Consider the following 18,886-nt stretch of genomic DNA (forward strand, 5'->3'; position numbering starts at 1 on the left):
ACCTCAAAAGTGGGGCGTTTTCGGGACATTGGCGTACGAAGAAACCGACTTCCCGGTGCGGTACAACGATCGGTCAGCCTACCGCGCGCGGCGTGCCGCCAGGGTCACGGGTGGCGTACGGGCAGCCGCCCGGAGAGGAGGAACCCCACGTTCCGCTCCTTCTCCGTCCAGGCGCGAGTGTCCAGTTCGACGGATTGCAGGAGGGCGCATTCGACGTCGTATCCGTGCTCCGTCAGGTCCCTGCCGATGAGTTCGGCGTCGTCGCGTGTCGCGGCGTGCGTGACGATCCGGGCGGGGCGCCGGTCCGCGACGGCCGAGACGACGGCCGCTCCCCCGCCCCCGACGCGGACGACGTCGGGCTCCGGGAGGTCTTCGAGGGCGTACGGGGCGGTGCCGTTCACGATCTGGACCTGGACGCCGAAGCGGCGGGCGACGGCGAGGGTGCGGGCGCAGGCGTCGGCGTTCCGGTCGACGGCGATGACGGCGGAGCCGAACCGCCCGGCCTCCGCCGTGAACGCTCCGCTGCCGCAGCCGATGTCCCACACGAGGTCGCCCGCGCGCGGCCCGAGGCGGGCGAGTTGGGCGGAGCGGAGTTGTTCCGTCTCGCCTTCACCGAAGGGGCCCGCGTACTCCCCCGCCGGGAGCGCCCAGCCGCGCGGGCCCGCGTCGGGGTCGCCGCCTGCCAGCCAGTTGCCGCTCCCCGGGGCGCCGGTGACGGGCCCCCCGATGACGATGACGACATTGGGGTCGCGCCACGCGTGGTCGGCGGCCTTGTCGGAGGTGACGACGGTGACCTGTTCGCGGTCGGTGCCGAGCTCCTCGCAGATGACGAAGGTGCGGTGGACGCCCTCCAGCAGCAGACCCAGTTCGGCGGGGCCCGCGCCCGGCGAGGTGAGGACGGCGACCTTGGCGTGGGCGCGGCACACATTCACCGCGCGTCGCAGGGTGCGGCGGTGTGCGACGACCACCTGTGCGTCGTCCCATGGCATGCCCGCGCGGGCGAACGCCTGGGCGACCGAGGACACGGCGGGTACGACCTCGACCTCAAGGCCGTACTCGGGCGCGCGCAGGGTGCGTACGACGCCGAAGAAGCCGGGGTCACCGTCCGCGAACACGACGGCCGTGCCGCGGTGGCCCGCGATGCGGCGGGCGGCGAGGGCCACGCTGCCGAGCCGGACGCGTTCGGCGCGCTCGGGCACCTCGGGCAGCACCAGGTGGTGCCCGGCGCCCGCCACGAGCGTGGCCGCGCCGAGTGCCGAGCGGGCCGCGTCCGTCAGCGGCGAACCGTCCCAGCCGATCACCGTGACCCGGTCGGCCATCGTCGTCAGTCTCCAGGGTGTGCTCGGGTACGTATGTGCCCATGCGGCACGGGGATCATGGCGCCACCGGGGCCGGGGCACCGTGAGCGTACCTGCCCGGCCTTTCGACCGCCCGTGAGGTCAGTTCCAGTCCGAGAAGGCGGTGAAACCCCCGGCCTCCGCCAGTTGCTCGGTGACACCCTCCAGGTCCTCGGGCAGCAGGCTCCACACGATGAAGTCCGTGCGGGCCTCGGCGAGGCCGCCGTCCTCGGTGCGCGTACGCGCTATGCACGCGCCCCGCAGCACGCCCTCGCTGATGCAGCCGATCTTCTGGGCGACCTGCTGGGAGGCGGTGTTGTCAGCGGCCGTGCGCAGCTCGATGCGCTCCAGGCGCTGGTCGCGGAAGAGCCACTGGGCCGTGGCGAGCGCGGCCTCGGACGCGTAGCCCTCGCCGCGTGCCCAGGGGGCGACGATGTACGAGAGTTCGGTGGACCGCACGTGCCAGTCGGTCTTGGACAGCTGGATGACGCCGACGAGCCGCTGGGTGAGGAACTCGGCGACGGCGAGGGTGAGTCCGGCGCCGGACTCCCGCTCCTTCGGCGCGTCCTCGGAGGTCCAGGTGCGGGCGCCTTCCTCGGTGAACGGCTGCGGCACCGCGGTCCACGCGGCGACCAGCTCGTCGTTCATCATCTCCGCGAGCGCGGGTACGTCGTCCTCGTCGAGCGGACGCAGCACCAAGCGCTCCGTGCTGATGGAGATCTCGGGGAAGGTGTTCGTCATGCGCCGCTCCGTAACCTTCGGTTTGGCCTTCTACCTTCGCGTCGGGCCTCGTCCTGTGTTTTTTCGGAGGTCCCCCCGAACCCCCGCGCCCAGCATGCAGCATGAAGGCACGTAACTGCACATGGGGGCCGCGCCTGTTGCCAGGAGCGGCCCCCATGGGATGGTCTGAGGCTCCGTCAGAAGGAGGGGAGCACCGAGCCCTTGTACTTGTCCTCGATGAACTTCTTCACCTCGGGCGAGGTCAGGAGCTTCGCAAGCTTCTTGATACGCGGGTCGTCCTGGTTGCCGTCCTTGATGGCGAGCACGTTGTTGTACTCGTTGTTCTTCGTGGACTCCAGGGCGAGGGCGTCCTTGGCGGGGCTGAGGTCCGCGCCGATCGCGTAGTTGCCGTTGATCACCGCGGCGTCGACGTCCTTGAGGGAGCGCGGGGTCTGCGCCGCCTCGACCTCCTTGAACTGGAGGTTCTTCGGGTTCTTCGCTATGTCCTGCGGGGTCGCGGCGGACTCCGAGCCCTTCTTGAGGGTGATCAGGTCGTTCGCGGCGAGGAAGCGCAGGGCGCGGGACTCGTTGTCGGCGTCGTTCGGGAGGGCGACGGTGCCGCCCTTCTTGAGGCCGTCGAGCTTCTTGGCCTTCTGCGAGTAGAGGCCGAGCGGCTCCAGGTGGACGGTGGCGACCGACTTGAGGTGCGTGCCGTTCTTCTTGTTGAAGTCTTCCAGGTAGGGAGTCGTCTGGAAGTAGTTGGCGTCGACCGAACCGTCCTCGGTGGCGTTGTTCGGCGTGACGTAGTCGGTGAACTCCTTGACCTCGAGCTTGAGGCCTTCCTTCTTCGCCAGGTCCTTCTTGATGAAGTCGAGGATCTCGGCGTGCGGGACAGGAGTCGCGGCGACGACCAGCGGGTCGGAGGCCTTGGCCTTGGAGCCTGCGCTGTCGGCCTTGTCGGAGCCGCAGGCCGTCAGGCCCAGGGTGAGAGCGCCGGTGGCGAGGACAGCTGCGGTGATCTTGGTGGTGTTACGCACGAAAAGTGCCTTTCCATCAGTGGTGCAACCCGCCGGTAGGACGGGGAGAACAGGGGGCGATTCAGCCGGACTTGGTGGCGGTGGCAGCAGTGCGACCGGCGAAGAGGTTGAAGCGGATCGGGTCGCCGCCCTTGCCCGCGCGGCGGTGCAGGACCCGGGCGCCGCTGTCGCCCGCGAACTGGATGAGGGAGATGACGACGGCGAGGATCGCCACCGTGATCCACATCAGGTTGGCCTCGAAGCGCTGGTAGCCGTAGCGGATGGCGATGTCGCCGAGGCCGCCCGCGCCGACCGTGCCGGCCATGGCGGAGTAGCCGATGAGCGCGACGATCGTCGTGGTGGTCGCCGAGATCAGCGAGGGCAGCGACTCGGGCACGAGGACCTTGCGTACGACGGTCCAGGTGTTGCCGCCCATCGACTGGACGGCCTCGATCAGGCCGCCGTCGACCTCACGCACGGACGTCTCGACGAGCCGCGCGAAGAACGGGATGGCACCGATGGCCAGCGGCACGATGGCGGCCTCACGGCCGATGGTGGTGCCGACGACCGCGCGCGTGAAGCCCATCAGGGCGACCATCAGGATGATGAACGGCATCGAGCGGACGATGTTCACGACCTGCCCGATGACCTTGTTCAGATACGCGTTCTGCAGCAGTCCACCGCGGTCCGTGAGGACGAGCAGGACGCCGAGCGGCAGGCCGACGACGATCGCGATCAGCGTGGACCAGCCGACCATGTAGAAGGTGTCCCAACACGCCTGGGACAACAGCGGCTGCATCTCCGACCAGGTCACTTGGTGACACCTTCCTTCAGCAGAGCGGCGGGCGCTGCGCCCTGGACGTCGACCTGGAGGCCCTGTTCGCGCAGGAAGCCGATCGGCACGACGTTGTCGTCGTAGCGGCCGGGCAGTTCGATGCGCATGCGGCCGACCTGCTTGCCCGCGACGGTGTCCATCGCGGCGCCGAGGATCGAGATGTCGACGTTGTAGGTGCGGGAGAGCTGCGAGATGACCGGCTGGGTCGTCGACTCGCCGTGGAAGGTGACGTCGATGACGGTGCGGTCGTCGCCGGAGGCCTCGCCACTGACCGGGAAGAGCGCGGAGGCGAGCTCGGAGCCGGGCGTCGCGAGGAGCTCGCTGACGGTGCCGGACTCGACAATCTGCCCGCGCTCCATCAGGGCGGCGGAGTCGCAGACGGTCTTGACGACGTCCATTTCGTGCGTGATGAGCAGCACGGTCAGGCCGAGCTGCCGGTTGAGGTCGCGAAGCAGCTGGAGGATCGAGCGGGTGGTCTCCGGGTCGAGGGCGCTGGTCGCCTCGTCGGAGAGCAGCACCTTCGGGTCGCCTGCGAGCGCGCGGGCGATGCCGACGCGCTGCTTCTGGCCGCCGGAGAGCTGGGCGGGGTAGGACGTGGCCTTGTCGGCGAGGCCGACGAGGTCGAGCAGTTCCAGCGCCTTGGTGGAACGTTCCTTCCCCGACTTGCCGAGGATCTCGAGCGGCAGCTCGATGTTGTCCTGCACGGTGCGCGAGGACAGCAGGTTGAAGTGCTGGAAGACCATGCCGATACGGCTGCGTGCCGCGCGCAGTTCCTTGCCCGCGCGCGAGCCGCGGCCGACGAGGGCGGTGAGGTCCTGTCCTGCGACGGTCACGGTGCCGGAGGTCGGACGCTCCAGCAGGTTCACGCAGCGGATCAGGGAGGACTTGCCGGCGCCTGACTGTCCGATGACGCCGTACACCTCGCCTTCGCGCACGTGCAGATCGACGCCGTCGAGGGCGGTGACCTCTCGGCCGCGCGAGCGGTAGACCTTGGTGAGGCCCTGGGTGGTGATCACGTGGGTTTCCGTAGCTGTCGAGTGCGCGGCACGGGTGGCGCCGGGCACGGGGCATTCGGTCGGGAACTTGCGAAGTTTCCGGGCGCGCGACAGGTCTCGCAGAGGCGGATGAACCCGTGAGGAGAAGCTGTGCGCGGGGCGGGCCCGGTCACGTAGGCGGACGGTTTCTCCCTGCGGAGTCACTCCCTACGGAACAGGGCGCGCGGGTCTCGCTTCGGGGCGCGAGAGCAGGCGTCGTGGGGCCCTCAGAAGGCGCACATTCGACACATACAAGCAGTACCGGGCGTCATCGTCGCCTCGGTCGCAAGGGTGCGGCTGCTCGTCGTGGTCATGTCGGCAAGTAAAGCAGACGTGAGGACGCGAGAGGCCCCCGCCGTCCGGTATCCGGACAGCAGGGGCCGATCGTTCAAGGCGGGTCAGAGCGCGGCGGTGATCTCCACGCCCGCGTCCGTGACCTGCGCGGACACCGCGGAGAGGTCCTTCACCACGACGTCCGCGGAGAGCTCGTCCGCCTCGTGCGTTGTGGTCAACGCCACGGTCTTCATGCCGCCGACGCGGCCCGCGGTGAGACCAGCCGGGGCGTCCTCGAAGACGACGCAGCGCTCCGGGTCCACGCCCAGCTTCCCCGCGGCGAGCAGGAACGGCTCGGGGTTGGGCTTGCCGTGCGTGATGTCGTCCGCGGCGATCAGCAGCGGCGTCTTGATCCCGACGGCCGCGAGCCGCGCCTCGGCAAGCCGGCGGGTGGCGGAGGTGACGACGGCCCAGCGCTCGTCGGGGAGCGACGTGAGCAGGTCGAGCGTGCCGGGCAGGACGTGGGTGCCGCCATTGGGCACGTCCTCGACCTCGAGTTCCTCGATGCGGGCGACGGCGCCCGGGACCTTCTCGGCGGGCAGCAGATCGGCGGCGATCTCGGCGGCGGGGCGGCCGTGCAGCTCAACGGCGGCGAAGGCCTCGGCGGTGATCCCGTACTCCTCGGCCCAGCGGGTCCAGCAGCGGTACACCGACTCCATCGACGAGAGCAGGGTTCCGTCGTTGTCGAACAGCAGGGCGTCAGCGGTGATCTTCATGTAACCCGAGGGTACGGGTGACCCTGGGGTCGAGCGCATCAGGTCTTTTGGCCCGTAATAGGCTCACGGCCATGCTTGATGCCCTGACCCTGGTGACGGGTCTCGCCGCGTTGGCGCTCGCGGCCTGGTGCGGGTTCGCCGCGTACCGCGACCAGCCGACCAAGGACTGGCACTTCATCGGGATGGCCGTGGTGTCGGTGCTCGCGCTGGCGCAGCTGGTGGTCGGGGTCGTCGCGCTCGCACGGGGCGACAAGCCGGACCAGGGCACGACGATCTTCGTCGCGTATTTGATCGGGGCGTTCGCCTGCGTGCCGGCGGCGGGCTTCATGTCGCTCGCGGAGCGCACCCGCTGGGGTTCGGTGACGGTCGCCGCGGGCGGCGTCGTGCTCGCCGTTCTCGAGGTCCGGCTCTTTGACATCTGGGGAGGCTGAGGTGGCTGTGACCGCCGCGAAGAAGGAAGCCAAGCGGAGCCGTCTCATCAGCGGGCCCGGCATGCTGCTCGTGTGGCTCTACGGCGTGATGGTCGTCGGGGCCGTGTCGCGCTCGGCGGTGCAGATCTCCACCGAGTTCGACAAGGCGCCGCTGGCGTACTCGCTGTCGGCGGTGGCGGGACTCGTGTACGCCTTCATCACGTACTCGCTGGTGCGCGGCGGGGAGACGGCGCGCAGGGCCGCGTTCGTGTGCTGCGCCCTGGAGTTGGCGGGTGTGCTGATCGTCGGTACGTGGACGCTGGTGGAGCCGTCCGCGTTCCCGGACGCGACCGTGTGGTCGGACTTCGGGGTGGGCTATCTGTTCATCCCGGTCCTGCTGCCGCTGAGCGCGATGTACCGGCTGCGCAAGGGTGTGCCGCAGCGGCAGCAGTCGGAGGGCTGACCGTCCGGCTCAGGCGCTCGCCGCGAACGCGTTCGCCTCGGTGTCCTTGGCCAGCGTCACCAGCGTGAGCCGCTCGTCCACGCGCTCGGTCGACACGGGCGCGTAGCCGTGCTGGCGGTACAGGCGCAGGTTGTGATCGCTGCGGTGGCCGGTGAACAACTGGAAGCGCTTGGCCGTGCCCGCGGCGCCCAACTGGCCCTCCACGGCGGTCAGGAGCCGGCCGCCCAGGCCGTGCCGCTGCATACGCGGGTGGACGATCAGCTTGTTGATGTGCGCCGTGCCGTCGGTGTCGACGGTGCCGCGCACGGACGCCACCACCTCGTCGCCGAGGCGCGCCACGAGCACGGTGCCGCTGTCGAGTTCGGCCCTGATCGAGGTCAGGGACTGTGTGAGCGGTTCGATCGAGTAGTCCCCGTAGAGCTGTGCCTCGCTCTGGTAGCAGAGGTACTGCAGCTTGAGGATCTGCTCGGCATCCGCTTCGGTCGCCGCAGTGATGGTCACGCTCATGCCCATGTGTGCACGCCTCCCGCTCACCTGTTCGCCAGTTGTCCTTCACCCTTTTCCCCGACGGGCCGCGCGCGCAACCTCGGAGGGCAGGATTCTGCGCAGGCAACCCAGACATCTGGAACGTTCCGGCCCAAGGCTGCCCTGTGAGATACCCAACTCACCCGCGATCTCACGGTAAGTGAGGTCGTGCGGGGACAGCAGCGCAGCGATGAGGCGTGGGCAGCGTCCGGGCAATCGGCGTACCGCGCTGCGCAGCGCCCGGTCACGTTCGTCGGCGAGCGCGCGGCATTCGGGGTCGACGGCGTCCGGGTCGGCGGCGGGCCGCAGTCCGTACGGCAGCTCGCGCAGTGCCGTACTCCGCTGGAGGCGGGCCTCGGCGCCGACCGCGTCGCGGAGCCAGGCGGCGGGGTTGTCCGGAGCGCCCTGGGCGGCGAGGTGTTCCAGGAGGCGGACCCAGACGGCCTGTTCGAGGTCGCCCTGGTCGCCGGCGGTGCCCGGGAGTTCGGCTCGGACCTCGGCCGCGAGGAGGGGACGCAGGGGTTCGATCACGGTGTCGTACGTCATGTACGGCGGGACGGGGCCGCCCCGGCGACGGTTGCCGGGGCGGCCGGGTCTCACTCCAACCGGCTTGCTGGGGTCACCCGTTGACGAAATCCTCGCGGGCGAGGAGCGCCGTGTCGCAGTTGTCCGAGAAGAGGCCGTCGATACCGGTCTCGTAGTACGCCTTGAAGGCGCCGAACGCGTCGCCGTACGCGTTCGGGTCCGTGCCCTTCTTGAAGTCGGCGGGCAGGAAGGTGTTCTCGTTGCGCATCGTGTAGGGGTGCAGGACGAGGCCCGCCTTGTGCGCGTCCCTGACCAGGGTCGTGGGCTGGGTCAGCTTGCCGTTCGCGTCCTTCGGGATGATCAGGTCGAGGGTCGGGCCGATGCCGTTCGCGTACGTCGCGATCTCCGCGAGCCCCTTGGGCGTGATCAGGTCGGCGACGGTGCGCGGGTCGCCGATGTCCACGAAGTCGTACGGGTGGGAGTTGGCCGTCGAAAGCAGCACGGCGAGCGGGTTGGCGACCAGCTTGTTCATGCGCTCGATGCTCGTCGGCTCGAAGGACTGGATGATGACGGGCGAGTTCTTCCGGTGCAGCCCGTGCGCCCGCAGCACCTTGGCGAGGCGCTCCTCCAGGGCGAGGTTCTGCTTGCGGAAGTAGGTGGGGTGCTTGAGCTCCGGGTAGATCCAGACCTCGCGGCCGAGCTTCTTGCTCTGCTCGGCGCGCCAGCGCAGGACCTCCTCGAAGGTGGGGATCTCCCAGCGGCCGTCGTAGAGCGTGTTGTGCTGGCGGGTGCCCGGGATGCGCTCCTTGGCCCGCAGCGTCTTCAGCTCGGCGAGCGTGAAGTCCTCGGTGAACCAGCCGGTGGTGGCCACCCCGTCGAGGCTCTTCGTCGTCTTGCGGCCGGCGAACTCGGGGTGCGCGGACACATCGGTCGTGCCGCCGATTTCCGGTTCGTGACGGCATACAAGATGTCCGTCCTTGGTCGGGCAGAGGTCGCCCGCCTCGATGATGTGCGCGCCCATGTCGAGCGCCAGCTGGTACGAGCCGAGGGTGTGCTCCGGCCGGTAGCCGCTGGTGCCGCGGTGCGCGATGACCGTGGGCACGGGGAGGCCCGCGAGGCCCTTGTTCATGTTATTCGCGCCACTCTCTCTGTCGGCGGCTCTCGCCGTTCCTGCCGCCCCGAGTGCCGTCGCGCTCGCGCCGAGGGCCGCCGCGCCGAGCAGCGAGCGCCGGCCGAGCGCCGCCATGGTCCGTGGCTGCTGCGCCCCCTGCGCGGCCTGTGACTTCTCGTTCCCCTTGTTCCCCATGAAGCACTCCTCCCACGAAATACTGCCTTGCACCTGTCAAAGCGAGATCGATCGTATGGGTGGGGAAGTGGCGAGTGGGAGACCCTGGACAGAACGTCAGGGTGATGCGGCGTGGCATCCGGGCGTTGCCGGCACATCAATGGGGCACGAACTTCGGTCAACTCCGCGTATCCAGTCCGTGAACCCGATGTGCAACGGGTACTCGTCCGCGAGTATCGTCCTCACCTGCACAGACTCCTCAGTCCAAAACAGGTATCCATCCCTGCTCATTCCTTGACATCGGAGGGCTCGTTGTCCCGCTTCGCGCTCATCAAGGCAGTGCTCGGTCCGATCATGCGCCTGATGTTCCGCCTACGTGTGGAAGGCGCAGAGAAGATTCCGGGGAACGGTCCCGTCATTCTGGCGGGCAACCACCTGACGTTCATCGACTCGATGCTGCTGCCGCTCGTCTGTGACCGGCAGGTCTTCTTCATCGGCAAGGACGAGTACGTCACCGGCAAGTCCCTCAAGGGCCGCCTCATGGCGTGGTTCTTCACCGGGGTCGGCATGATCCCGGTCGACCGCGACGGGGCGAACGGTGGTGTGGCCGCGCTGATGACGGGCCGCCGCATCCTGGAGGAGGGCAACATCTTCGGGATCTATCCCGAGGGCACGCGCTCCCCCGACGGCCGCCTGTACCGCGGCCGGACCGGTATCGCCCGTCTGACGTTGATGACGGGTGCGCCCGTCGTCCCCTTCGCCATGATCGGCACGGACAAGTTGCAGCCCGGGGGGTCGGGGATTCCGCGGCCGGGCAAGGTGACCGTGCGGTTCGGTGAGCCGATGGAGTTCTCCCGCTACGACGGGATGGGGCGCGACCGGTACGTGCTGCGGGCCGTGACGGACTCGGTCATGACCGAGGTGATGCGGCTCTCGGGTCAGGAGTACGTGGACATGTACGCCTCGAAGGCGAAGGCGGCGTAGCCGCGCTTACGGGTGCGTAGGCCCGGCCGACCGAGTTCTTTCGGTCGACCGGGCCTTCCTTCTGCTGCGCCGTCCTCCGCTCACGGGGCTCCGCCCCGGACCCCGCTGCTCAATCGCCGCAGGGGCTCCAAATGCGCCGGGCCGACGCCCCCGGAGGGGCGGGTGGGCCTATCAAGCCCCGCCGGCGATTGAGGCGCGGGGTACGGGGCGGAGCCCCGGCCTTTCAAGCCCCGCACTTTGGACGAGAGCCCGCGGGGCGCGGGGCGGAGCCCCGGGGCCGGGGGACGGGTCACTGTTCCAGGTGTTGGCCGCGGAGGAGGAACCACGCCGCCACCGACGTGGCCAGCAGCACCCCCGCTCCGATACCCGCCGCCAGTTGGAGCCCGTCCACGAAGGCCGACTGCGCCCCGGCGAGAAGCGCGTCCCCCTGCCCGGCCGGCAGGCCACTCGCCGCCTCGACCGCCCCGCCGAGCGAATCGTGCGCAGCCACCGCGACATCCTCGGGCGTACCCGCCGGCACCGTGAACCCCGAGTAGACGCCCGTCACGATCGAGCCGAGCAGCGCGATACCGAGCGCCGTACCGAGCTCGTACGCCGTCTCGGACACCGCCGACGCCGCGCCCGCCTGCTCCTTGGGCACGCTGGACAGGATCACGTCGGCCGTCACCGTGAACGAGAAGCCCGCGCCGACGCCGACGACGAGCAGCACCACGCCAAGCAGCGGGTATCCGGTCGACTGGCTCAGCGTCGTGAGCGCGGCGAGGGCCAGGCCCACCGCCGCGAGCCCGCCCGCGACCACGGAACGTACCGAGAAGCGGCGCGCCACCGTACCGGCGACCAGTCCGGCCGCCACCGCCCCCACAGCGGCGGGGAGTTCGGCGAGCCCGGCCTCGAACGGCGCACGCCCCTGCACCAGTTGCAGGAACTGGGAGAGGAAGAAGACCAGCCCGGCCAAGCCCAGAATCGTCAGCAGGTCGGCGAGGACCGCGCCCGAGAAGCCGCGGTTGCGGAACAGGTGCATGTTCAACAGCGGCGCCTGAAGCGTGAGTTGGCGGCGTACGAACCACAAGAGCGCCGCCACGCCGAGCACTGGCGACGCCGCCACGGCGAGACCGAAGCCGTGCGCCGCCGCCTCCTTCACCGAGTAGACGACACCGATCATGCCGACGAGGGACAGCACCACGCTCAGCAGGTCCCACGGCCCCGGCACCGGGTTCTTCGACTCGGGGATGAGCTTCGCGCCGACGACCACCAGGATCGCCATCACGGGCAGGTTGATCAGGAAGACCGAGCCCCACCAGAAGTGTTCGAGGAGGAAGCCGCCGACGACAGGGCCGACCGCCGCACCCGCGGAGGCCATGGCGCCCCAGATGCCGATGGCCAGGGAACGCTCGCGCGGGTCGTGGAAGATGTTGCGGATCAGGGCCAGCGTGGAGGGCATGAGGGTCGCGCCCGCGACGCCCAGCAGGGCGCGCGCCAGGATCATCAGCTCGGGCGTCGTCGCGTACGCGTTGAGGACGGAGACCGTGCCGAAGGCGACCGCACCCACGAGGAGCAGCTTCTTGCGGCCGATGCGGTCACCGAGGCTGCCCATCGAGACGAGCAGTCCGGCGATGACGAACGAGTAGACGTCGCCGATCCAGAGCAGCTGGGTGCCGGAGGGCTTCAGGTCCTCGCTGATGTACGGGGTCGCGAGGCCGAGGACGGTCGCGTCGACGGCGACGAGCAGCACGGCCAGCACGAGGACGGAGAGGGCGAGCCACCGCGCGGGACGGGAGGCCACCACCTCCGCCGCAGGAGTGCGCTGTGGTGTGCTGGTCATGGTTCCACTCTCCGTAGTGCGCCGCCGAGCAGCAGCTCGACGATCATGTATTGGAAGTCCTTTACCGCGACGCGGCCGTCCTGTACCGCCCAGGCGCCGCTGCCGATGAGGCCGTAGAGCGCCTCGGTCAACCAGGCGGGTGTCAGATCGATCCGGAACTCGCCCGTCTCCTGCCCGCGTCGGAACAGTGCTTCGATGCGGGCGTCCAGACGGGCCCAGCCCGCGTTCTGCTGCTCGCCCTCGAAGAGCTGGTTCTCCGTGACGAGGAAGGCGAGCAGCGGCGCCGCCGGTTCGAGTTCGCGGACGAGGGCGCGCAGCGTGTCGGCGGCCCGCCCCTCGGCGAGCCCGGCGCGGTCGAGCGCCGCTTCGCACTCGGCGAGGCCGAGCTCCTCCAGCGCGCGGACCAGCGCGTCCCTGCCCGCGAACTGGCGGTGCAGGGTCGCGCGACTGATGCCGGCGGCCCGCGCCACCTCGTCCATGGTGGCCGTTGACTTGCGGGTCAGCAGGGCGGCGGCGCTGTGCAGTACCTGAGCGCGATCGACTGGCATGAGACGAGAATACCTCAGGTGAGACACTCCTGTCTCACCCGAGGCTCGGTCGTCTCCAGTGGTCTCCCCCTCCACGCGGTGCTACGACTGTCGGGACGTCCGACTCTCGGGAGGTACCGGCATGGGGTGCTGCATCTTCGCGGCGATGGCCGCCATCGGGCCACGCGTGGCCCTGGTGATCGCGTGGCTGTTCACCAACCTTGTGGACCGCGCCTTCAGCGGTGTCCTGCTGCCGCTCATCGGCCTGGTCCTGCTGCCGTGGACGACCCTGGGCTATGTCCTCGCGTACGCGCCCGTGGTCGGCGTCCGCGGGATCGGCTGGATCGTCATCCTCATCGGTCTGCTGCTCGACCTGTCGAGCTACGGAGGCGGCGCGCGGGCACGCCGCTGACATACAGACGGAGAGGCCCGGTTCACCCCTTACGGGCGAACCGGGCCTCTCCGTGTGCTGCGGCTACTTCTTCGCGTCGGCCCAGCCGCGCTGCACCGTCAGGTCCTGCTTGACCTCGGCGAGCTGGACGGCGACCGCACTCGGCGCCGTGCCCCCGCGGCCCGAGCGGGAGGCCAGGGCGCCCGGAACGTTGAGCACCGTGCGCACCTCGGGCGTGAGGTGCTCGGAGATCTTGGCGAACTGCCCGTCCGTGAGGCCGTCGAGCTCCTTGCCCTCCGCCTCGGCGACCTTGACGCACTCGCCCGCGACATCGTGCGCGACGCGGAACGGCACGCCCTGCTTGACGAGCCACTCGGCGATGTCCGTGGCGAGCGAGAAGCCGGCCGGGGCCAGCTCCTCCATGCGCTCCCGGTTGACCGTGAGGGTGGCCATCATGCCGGTGAACGCCGGGAGCAGAAGCCGGAGTTGGTCGCAGGAGTCGAAGACCGGCTCCTTGTCCTCCTGGAGGTCACGGTTGTACGCGAGCGGCAGCGCCTTGAGCGTCGCCATCAGGCCCGTGAGGTTGCCGATGAGGCGGCCCGACTTGCCGCGCGCCAGCTCCGCGATGTCCGGGTTCTTCTTCTGCGGCATGATCGACGAGCCGGTGGAGAAGGCGTCGTGGAGCGTGACGAAGGAGAACTCCTTCGTGTTCCACAGGATGACCTCCTCGGCGATCCGCGAGAGGTTCACGCCGATCATCGCGGTGATGAAGGTGAACTCGGCGACGAAGTCGCGGGAGGCCGTGCCGTCGATGGAGTTGGCGGAGCTGCCGTGCTCGAAGCCGAGGTCCCGCGCCACCGCCTCCGGGTCGAGGCCGAGGCTGCTGCCGGCCAGGGCACCGGAGCCGTACGGCGAGACCGCCGTCCGCTCGTCCCACTGGCGCAGCCGCTCCGCGTCCCGGGACAGGGCCTGGACGTGCGCCAGGACGTGGTGGGCGAAGAGCACCGGCTGGGCGTGCTGGAGGTGCGTACGACCCGGCATCGCGACGTCGGCGTGCGCATCCGCGAGGCCGACGAGGGCCTCCTGGAGGTCGGCGATCAGGCCGCCGATGGCCCGGGCCTCGTCCCGCAGGTACATCCGGAAGAGCGTCGCCACCTGGTCGTTGCGCGAGCGGCCCGCGCGCAGCTTGCCGCCGAGGTCCGGGCCGAGGCGCTCGAGGAGGCCGCGCTCGAGGGCCGTGTGCACGTCCTCGTCGGCGATCGTGCCGACGAAGGTGCCGCCCTCGACGTCCGTCTCCAGCCGGTCGAGGCCGGCGATCATGCGGGTCAGCTCGTCCTCGGTGAGCAGTCCCGCCTTGTTGAGCACGCGTGCGTGGGCACGGGAGCCCGCGATGTCGTAGGGGGCGAGGCGCCAGTCGAAGTGGACGGAGGCGGAGAGTTTCGCCAGGGCCTCGGCCGGGCCGTCGGCGAACCGGCCGCCCCAGAGGCGGACATCGCCGGTGTTGCTGCTCACGTGCTCTGCTCCTCGGGCCGGTGGATCTGAATGCCGGTGCGTTTGTCGCTGTGCATGATTATGCAGGGTCCTGCATGTTTCGTCAATCGCACTTACGGGTGCCTCAGGGGCCGCCGACAGCGGCATCATCCCGGTATGGGAAAAAGTCATGAACGCATAGAGGGTCGGCTGCGCACGTTCATCGAGGACCAGCCGATGTTCTTCACCGCCACCGCTCCGCTCTCCGACGACGGAACGGTCAACCTCTCCCCCAAGGGCCTCAAGGGTTCCTTCGCCGTGCTCGACGAACGGACCGTCGCCTACCTGGACTTCGCGGGGTCCAACGCGGAGACCATCGCCCACCTGCGCGAGAACGGCCGGATCACGCTGATGTGGTGCGCGTTCCAGGGCCCGCCGAACATCGTCCGGGTGCACGGTCGCGGCGAGCCCGTGTTCCGCGACGACCCGCGCTTCGCCGAGCTGGTCGGCCGCTTCCCGGACATCGACCCGACCCGCAACGGCCTGCGCGCGATCATCGTCGTGCACGCCGAGCACATCCGCGACACCTGCGGCTACGCCGTGCCCTTCATGACGTACGACGAGGACCGTGACCTGCACGGCAGGCGCTTCGAGCGCGAGGACGACGCGGGGCTCGACGCGTACTTCCAGAAGAAGGAGTACATCGCGAAGAGCCTGGACGGCCTGCCCGGGCTGCCGTTGCCGCTGCCGCCCGCTACGTTCTGACCCATGCGCCCCTTTCGAGCAGGTATCGCCACCGCCGTCGCCGCCTGTGCCGCCCTCGGTGCGGCCCCCTCCGCCTCCGTCTCCGCCGCCGCTCCACTGCCCGCCCGCATGGCGGACACGGGCGGCGGCCGTCAGCTGATCACCGCCGAGGCGCCCCGGACGTCCTCGACCACCGGCACCGTCACCTGGTGGGACCGGGGCGCGAACGGCGGCTGGGTGAAGGCCGGTTCGGCGCCCGCGCGGTTCGGGGCGAAGGGGCTCGTGGCGGGGAGCAAGCGCAGGCAGAGCACCAACACGACGCCGACCGGCCTCTACGACCTGCCCTTCGCGTTCGGCGTCAAGGCGGCGCCGGCGGGGACCACGACGACATACCGGCGCGTGCACGGCGACTCCTGGTGGTGCCAGGACAACGCGTCCCGCTCGTACAACCGCTGGACCGAGCCGCGCCCCCGCGACTGCCGCGCCGCCGAGTCCGAGCACCTCGCCGACTACGCGACGCAGTACGCGCACGCGCTCGTGGTCGGCTTCAACTACCACCGCCCCGTGCACGGCCGCGGGGCCGGAATCTTCCTGCACGTCAACGGGCGCGGGGCCACGGCCGGCTGCGTATCCGTACCGAAGGACGCCATGCGCCGCATCCTGACCTGGGCGCACCCCGAGCGGTCGCCGCACATCGCGATCGGGACGGCGGGCGGGGCGACGGCGATCACCAGGTATTGAAATCGCTTGGTACCGATAGGTATGCGGATATGGGCACTTATGCCCGTACCGGCTCTCGTGTAGGGACCACATAACGAGACGGGGTTGCGTGGGTTCGCCGCCGAGGCGTTGCATCGCCCGGTGCGAAGCGAATCCGAACAGACGTCCCCCACCTCCCCCGCGGCGGAGCCCGCCGCCGAGGACACGGCCGAGACCGCCGCCGGGGCAGCCGCGGAGAGCGGGGCCACCGGCCGCGCCGCCCGGCTCGCGGTCACCGTCTTCCCCGTGCTCGTCCTCGTCGCGGGCGCGTGGGGGCTCGCCTCTCCCGCCACGTTCGCCGACTGGGGCCCCAACGTGCCCTACCTGCTGGGCGTCGTGATGTTCTGCATGGGCCTCACCATGACCCTCGCGGACTTCAAGGGCGTCGCGCAGCGGCCCTGGGCCGTCGGACTCGGCCTCGTCGCGCACTACGTGATCATGCCGGGGCTCGGCTGGGCGATCGCCCACGCGCTCGGCCTGTCCCCGCAGTTGGCGGCCGGTGTCATCCTCGTCGGCTGCGCGCCCAGCGGCACCGCGTCCAACGTCGTGACGTATCTCGCGCGCGGCGACGTCGCCCTCTCGGTGTCTGTCGCGACCGTCTCCACGGTGCTCGCGCCGCTGATCACGCCTCCGCTGACGCTGCTGCTCGCGGGCGCGTACCTGCCGGTGGACGCCGGCTCGATGATGACGGACATCCTGAAGACCGTGCTGCTCCCGGTGATCGCGGGCCTGGTCGTGCGGCTCGTGCTCGGCCGGTACGTCGACCGGCTGCTCAAGGTCCTGCCGTGGCTGTCCGCGCTGACCATCGCCGTGATCGTGGCCGTGGTCGTGGCGGGCAGCGCCGACGCCATCAAGTCGGCCGCCGCCCTCGTCATGGTCGCCGTGGTGCTGCACAACGGTCTCGGCCTCGCGCTCGGCTATGGCGCGGGCAAGCTCGGCCGGCTCGGCAAGCCCGCGTCGCGCGCCATGGCCTTCGAGGTCGGCATGCAGAACTCGGGCCTCGCGGCCTCCCTGGCCACGGCCCACTTCAGCCCGCTGGCCGCACTGCCCGCCGCCGTGTTCTCGGTCTGGCACAACGTGTCGGGCGCGCTGGTCGCGGCGTGGATGTCGCACCGGTCGAGGGTCGCGGAGAAGAAGTAGCTCCACACGCCGGGGCGCCGAAGAAGCCGGCCGAGTCGACACTGGACAGGTGTAGACAGGTCGGCTTCTTCGTGCTTACCTTCTAGACATGCCTGGACAGGTTCACAAGCATCATCGCATCGCCCACGTCCTCGCCGAGGAGATCCGTACGGGCGTGCACGCCGACGGCAGCAAGCTGCCCGGTGAGCACGCGCTGCGGGAGCGGTTCGGGGTCAGCCGGACGACCGTGCGGCAGGCCCTCGGCGTCCTCGGCGAGCAGGGGCTCATCGAGACGCACGCCGGGATCGGCTCGCTCGTCACGTTCGACGGCGCCCCGCTCGACCAGCATCTCGGCTGGACCAGGGCGCTGGCGGCGCAGGGCACCGAGCTGACGACGCGGACGCTGCGCTTCGAGCGGATACAGGATGCGGCACTCGCCGCCGAACTCCGCCTGGAAAACCCGGAGTTCATCGCCCTCGACCGCGTACGCCGGCTGTCCGACGGGCACGGTGTCTCCCTGGAGTTCAGCCGGGTGCCCGCCGTCGGGCCGCTGGCCGATCTGGTCGAGCGCGGGCTCGACGGCGGCTCCCTCGACCAGACGCTCGCCGCGGCGGGCCGGGTCCGCGCTTCCAGTGACGCGCACATCGCCGTCGCCGGACTCGACGAAGCCGACGCCGCGGCCCTGCGCCGCTCCCCCGGCGATTCCTTCCTCCGCGTCGCCCAGGTGTTCCGCGACGCGGACGGGGGCGTGGTCGAGCAGGTCACGAGCCTGCTCGACCCGTCCCGGTTCCAACTGCACGTACGTACCGGCCGAGGAGGCCAACCGTGAGTACCACCCCCGATCCCGCCCTCTTCGACCGCGCCGCCGGTGCCTTCTACGGGCTCGCGCTCGGCGACGCGCTCGGCATGCCGACCCAGGTCATGTCGCGCGAGGACGTCGTCCGCGCCTACGGCACCCTGACCGGCTTCGAGCCCGCGCGGCCCGACAACCCGGTCAGTGCCGGAATGCCCGCCGGGTCCGTCACGGACGACACCGACCAGGCCGTCATCGTGGCGCGGCTGATCGTGGAGGGCGGGGGGCACGTCGACCCGCTGCGGTTCGCCGAGGAACTCCTGTCCTGGGAACGGGAGATGAAGGCCAAGGGGTCGTTCGACCTGCTGGGCCCCTCGACCAAGGCGGCGCTCGACGCCGTGGACCGGGGCGCAGACCCCAAGGAGGCCGGCAAGTACGGCACGACGAACGGCTCCGCGATGCGCGTCGCGCCGGTCGGCATCGCCTACTCCTACGCCCCTGCCGACACCGAGACCTTCCTCGACCGGGTCGTCGAGTCCTGCCAGGTCACGCACGACACGAACATCGGTATCGCGGGCGCGGCGGCCGTCGCCGCGGCGGTCTCCACCGGTATCGCGGGCGGCACCCTCGATGACGTCTTCGACGCCGCGATCGCCGCCTCCGCGGCCGGTGAGCGGCGCGGCAACTGGATCGCGGGCGCCAGCATCCCGGCGCGGATCGCCTCGGTGCGCGAGCTGATCGCGGGCCTCGACGAGGCCGCGGCACTCGACCGTGTCGTCGCGCTCATCGGCACCAGCGTCGCCAGCCAGGAGTCGGTCCCCGCGGCGTTCGCGATGCTCGCGCTGACCGGCGGCGACCCGTGGCGGGCCACGCTCCTCGCGGCGAACCTCGGCGGCGACAGCGACACGATCGCCGCGATGGCCGGCGCGATCGCCGGCTCCCTGCACGGCCTCACCGCCCTGCCCGCCGACGCCGTACGCACCCTGCGCGAGGTCAACGGGCTCGACCTGGAGCCGCTGACCCGGCAGCTGCTCACCTACCGAACCAACCGCAGAACCGACCGCTGAACCAACCGCCG

Annotated in this window: 21 protein-coding genes; 9 read left to right on the plus strand and 12 right to left on the minus strand. The window is 70.3% G+C overall.

Going from position 1 to position 18,886, the window contains the following annotated elements:
* Positions 1-104: 104 nt before the first annotated feature.
* The 6 genes from cbiE to ACWD2L_RS16925 form a co-directional block, all read right to left on the minus strand.
* Entirely contained in the window at positions 105-1,319 is a 1,215-nt protein-coding gene (gene cbiE / locus ACWD2L_RS16900) for a precorrin-6y C5,15-methyltransferase (decarboxylating) subunit CbiE (RefSeq protein WP_351342998.1), read from the minus strand.
* 120 nt (positions 1,320-1,439) lie between these two features.
* Positions 1,440-2,078, minus strand: coding sequence for a GNAT family N-acetyltransferase (locus tag ACWD2L_RS16905; protein ID WP_351342996.1), 639 nt, complete (start codon positions 2,076-2,078; stop codon positions 1,440-1,442).
* Positions 2,079-2,254: 176 nt separating this feature from the next.
* Positions 2,255-3,094, minus strand: a complete 840-nt coding sequence (locus ACWD2L_RS16910) for a MetQ/NlpA family ABC transporter substrate-binding protein (protein WP_351342994.1) — start codon at positions 3,092-3,094, stop codon at positions 2,255-2,257.
* 61 nt (positions 3,095-3,155) lie between these two features.
* Positions 3,156-3,887 carry a methionine ABC transporter permease gene (locus ACWD2L_RS16915; protein WP_351342992.1) on the minus strand — a complete coding sequence of 244 codons (732 nt, stop codon included), beginning with the start codon at positions 3,885-3,887 and terminating at the stop codon, positions 3,156-3,158.
* Positions 3,884-4,924: a methionine ABC transporter ATP-binding protein gene (locus ACWD2L_RS16920; RefSeq protein WP_351342990.1), complete on the minus strand. Its 1,041-nt coding sequence runs from the start codon at positions 4,922-4,924 to the stop codon at positions 3,884-3,886. The genes ACWD2L_RS16915 and ACWD2L_RS16920 overlap by 4 nt, the downstream gene beginning before the upstream one ends.
* A gap of 416 nt (positions 4,925-5,340) precedes the next feature.
* Positions 5,341-5,991 (minus strand): HAD-IA family hydrolase, encoded by a 651-nt coding sequence (locus ACWD2L_RS16925; protein WP_351342988.1) that lies wholly within the window; start codon positions 5,989-5,991, stop codon positions 5,341-5,343.
* Positions 5,992-6,062: 71 nt separating this feature from the next.
* Here ACWD2L_RS16925 and ACWD2L_RS16930 point away from each other — a divergent pair, with 71 nt between their 5' ends.
* Positions 6,063-6,422, plus strand: a complete 360-nt coding sequence (locus ACWD2L_RS16930; RefSeq protein WP_351342986.1) for a hypothetical protein — start codon at positions 6,063-6,065, stop codon at positions 6,420-6,422.
* A complete protein-coding gene (locus ACWD2L_RS16935; protein ID WP_451189971.1) occupies positions 6,403-6,864 on the plus strand; it encodes a hypothetical protein in 462 nt (153 codons plus the stop codon). Before ACWD2L_RS16930 ends, ACWD2L_RS16935 begins: the two co-directional genes overlap by 20 nt.
* Positions 6,865-6,873: 9 nt before the next feature.
* Here ACWD2L_RS16935 and ACWD2L_RS16940 read toward each other — a convergent pair whose 3' ends face one another.
* From ACWD2L_RS16940 to ACWD2L_RS16950, 3 genes are all read right to left on the minus strand, one after another.
* Positions 6,874-7,377 (minus strand): GNAT family N-acetyltransferase, encoded by a 504-nt coding sequence (locus ACWD2L_RS16940; RefSeq protein ID WP_351342985.1) that lies wholly within the window; start codon positions 7,375-7,377, stop codon positions 6,874-6,876.
* 39 nt (positions 7,378-7,416) lie between these two features.
* The gene (locus ACWD2L_RS16945; protein ID WP_351342983.1) at positions 7,417-7,935 is read right to left on the minus strand and encodes an RNA polymerase sigma factor; all 519 of its coding nucleotides are present in this window, start codon (positions 7,933-7,935) and stop codon (positions 7,417-7,419) included.
* 73 nt (positions 7,936-8,008) lie between these two features.
* Positions 8,009-9,160, minus strand: coding sequence for a glycerophosphodiester phosphodiesterase (locus ACWD2L_RS16950; RefSeq protein ID WP_351343003.1), 1,152 nt, complete (start codon positions 9,158-9,160; stop codon positions 8,009-8,011).
* Between the two features lie 333 nt (positions 9,161-9,493).
* Here ACWD2L_RS16950 and ACWD2L_RS16955 point away from each other — a divergent pair, with 333 nt between their 5' ends.
* Entirely contained in the window at positions 9,494-10,183 is a 690-nt protein-coding gene (locus tag ACWD2L_RS16955) for a lysophospholipid acyltransferase family protein (RefSeq protein WP_351342981.1), read from the plus strand.
* 289 nt (positions 10,184-10,472) lie between these two features.
* On the opposite strand, the gene ACWD2L_RS16960 is transcribed toward ACWD2L_RS16955, so the two are convergent.
* Positions 10,473-12,005: an MFS transporter gene (locus ACWD2L_RS16960; protein ID WP_351342979.1), complete on the minus strand. Its 1,533-nt coding sequence runs from the start codon at positions 12,003-12,005 to the stop codon at positions 10,473-10,475.
* Entirely contained in the window at positions 12,002-12,553 is a 552-nt protein-coding gene (locus ACWD2L_RS16965) for a TetR/AcrR family transcriptional regulator (protein WP_351342977.1), read from the minus strand. The genes ACWD2L_RS16960 and ACWD2L_RS16965 overlap by 4 nt, the downstream gene beginning before the upstream one ends.
* A gap of 121 nt (positions 12,554-12,674) precedes the next feature.
* Between ACWD2L_RS16965 and ACWD2L_RS16970 the strand changes: the two genes are divergently transcribed.
* Positions 12,675-12,944 carry a hypothetical protein gene (locus tag ACWD2L_RS16970; protein WP_351342975.1) on the plus strand — a complete coding sequence of 90 codons (270 nt, stop codon included), beginning with the start codon at positions 12,675-12,677 and terminating at the stop codon, positions 12,942-12,944.
* Between the two features lie 63 nt (positions 12,945-13,007).
* On the opposite strand, the gene argH is transcribed toward ACWD2L_RS16970, so the two are convergent.
* Positions 13,008-14,435 carry an argininosuccinate lyase gene (gene argH, locus ACWD2L_RS16975; RefSeq protein WP_351342973.1) on the minus strand — a complete coding sequence of 476 codons (1,428 nt, stop codon included), beginning with the start codon at positions 14,433-14,435 and terminating at the stop codon, positions 13,008-13,010.
* 135 nt (positions 14,436-14,570) lie between these two features.
* Here argH and ACWD2L_RS16980 point away from each other — a divergent pair, with 135 nt between their 5' ends.
* The 5 genes from ACWD2L_RS16980 to ACWD2L_RS17000 all read left to right on the plus strand — a co-directional run bounded on the left by ACWD2L_RS16980 (position 14,571) and on the right by ACWD2L_RS17000 (position 18,875).
* A complete protein-coding gene (locus ACWD2L_RS16980) occupies positions 14,571-15,158 on the plus strand; it encodes a pyridoxamine 5'-phosphate oxidase family protein (protein WP_351342971.1) in 588 nt (195 codons plus the stop codon).
* A 3-nt stretch (positions 15,159-15,161) separates the two neighbouring features.
* Complete coding sequence (locus tag ACWD2L_RS16985) at positions 15,162-15,878, plus strand: L,D-transpeptidase family protein (RefSeq protein ID WP_351342970.1); 717 nt, start codon at positions 15,162-15,164, stop codon at positions 15,876-15,878.
* 120 nt (positions 15,879-15,998) lie between these two features.
* A complete protein-coding gene (locus ACWD2L_RS16990; protein ID WP_351342968.1) occupies positions 15,999-17,036 on the plus strand; it encodes a bile acid:sodium symporter family protein in 1,038 nt (345 codons plus the stop codon).
* A gap of 88 nt (positions 17,037-17,124) precedes the next feature.
* Positions 17,125-17,844: a GntR family transcriptional regulator gene (locus ACWD2L_RS16995; RefSeq protein ID WP_451189978.1), complete on the plus strand. Its 720-nt coding sequence runs from the start codon at positions 17,125-17,127 to the stop codon at positions 17,842-17,844.
* Between the two features lie 77 nt (positions 17,845-17,921).
* Complete coding sequence (locus ACWD2L_RS17000; RefSeq protein ID WP_451190014.1) at positions 17,922-18,875, plus strand: ADP-ribosylglycohydrolase family protein; 954 nt, start codon at positions 17,922-17,924, stop codon at positions 18,873-18,875.
* Positions 18,876-18,886: the final 11 nt, after the last annotated feature.

The organism is Streptomyces sp. NPDC002754 (assembly GCF_053592315.1).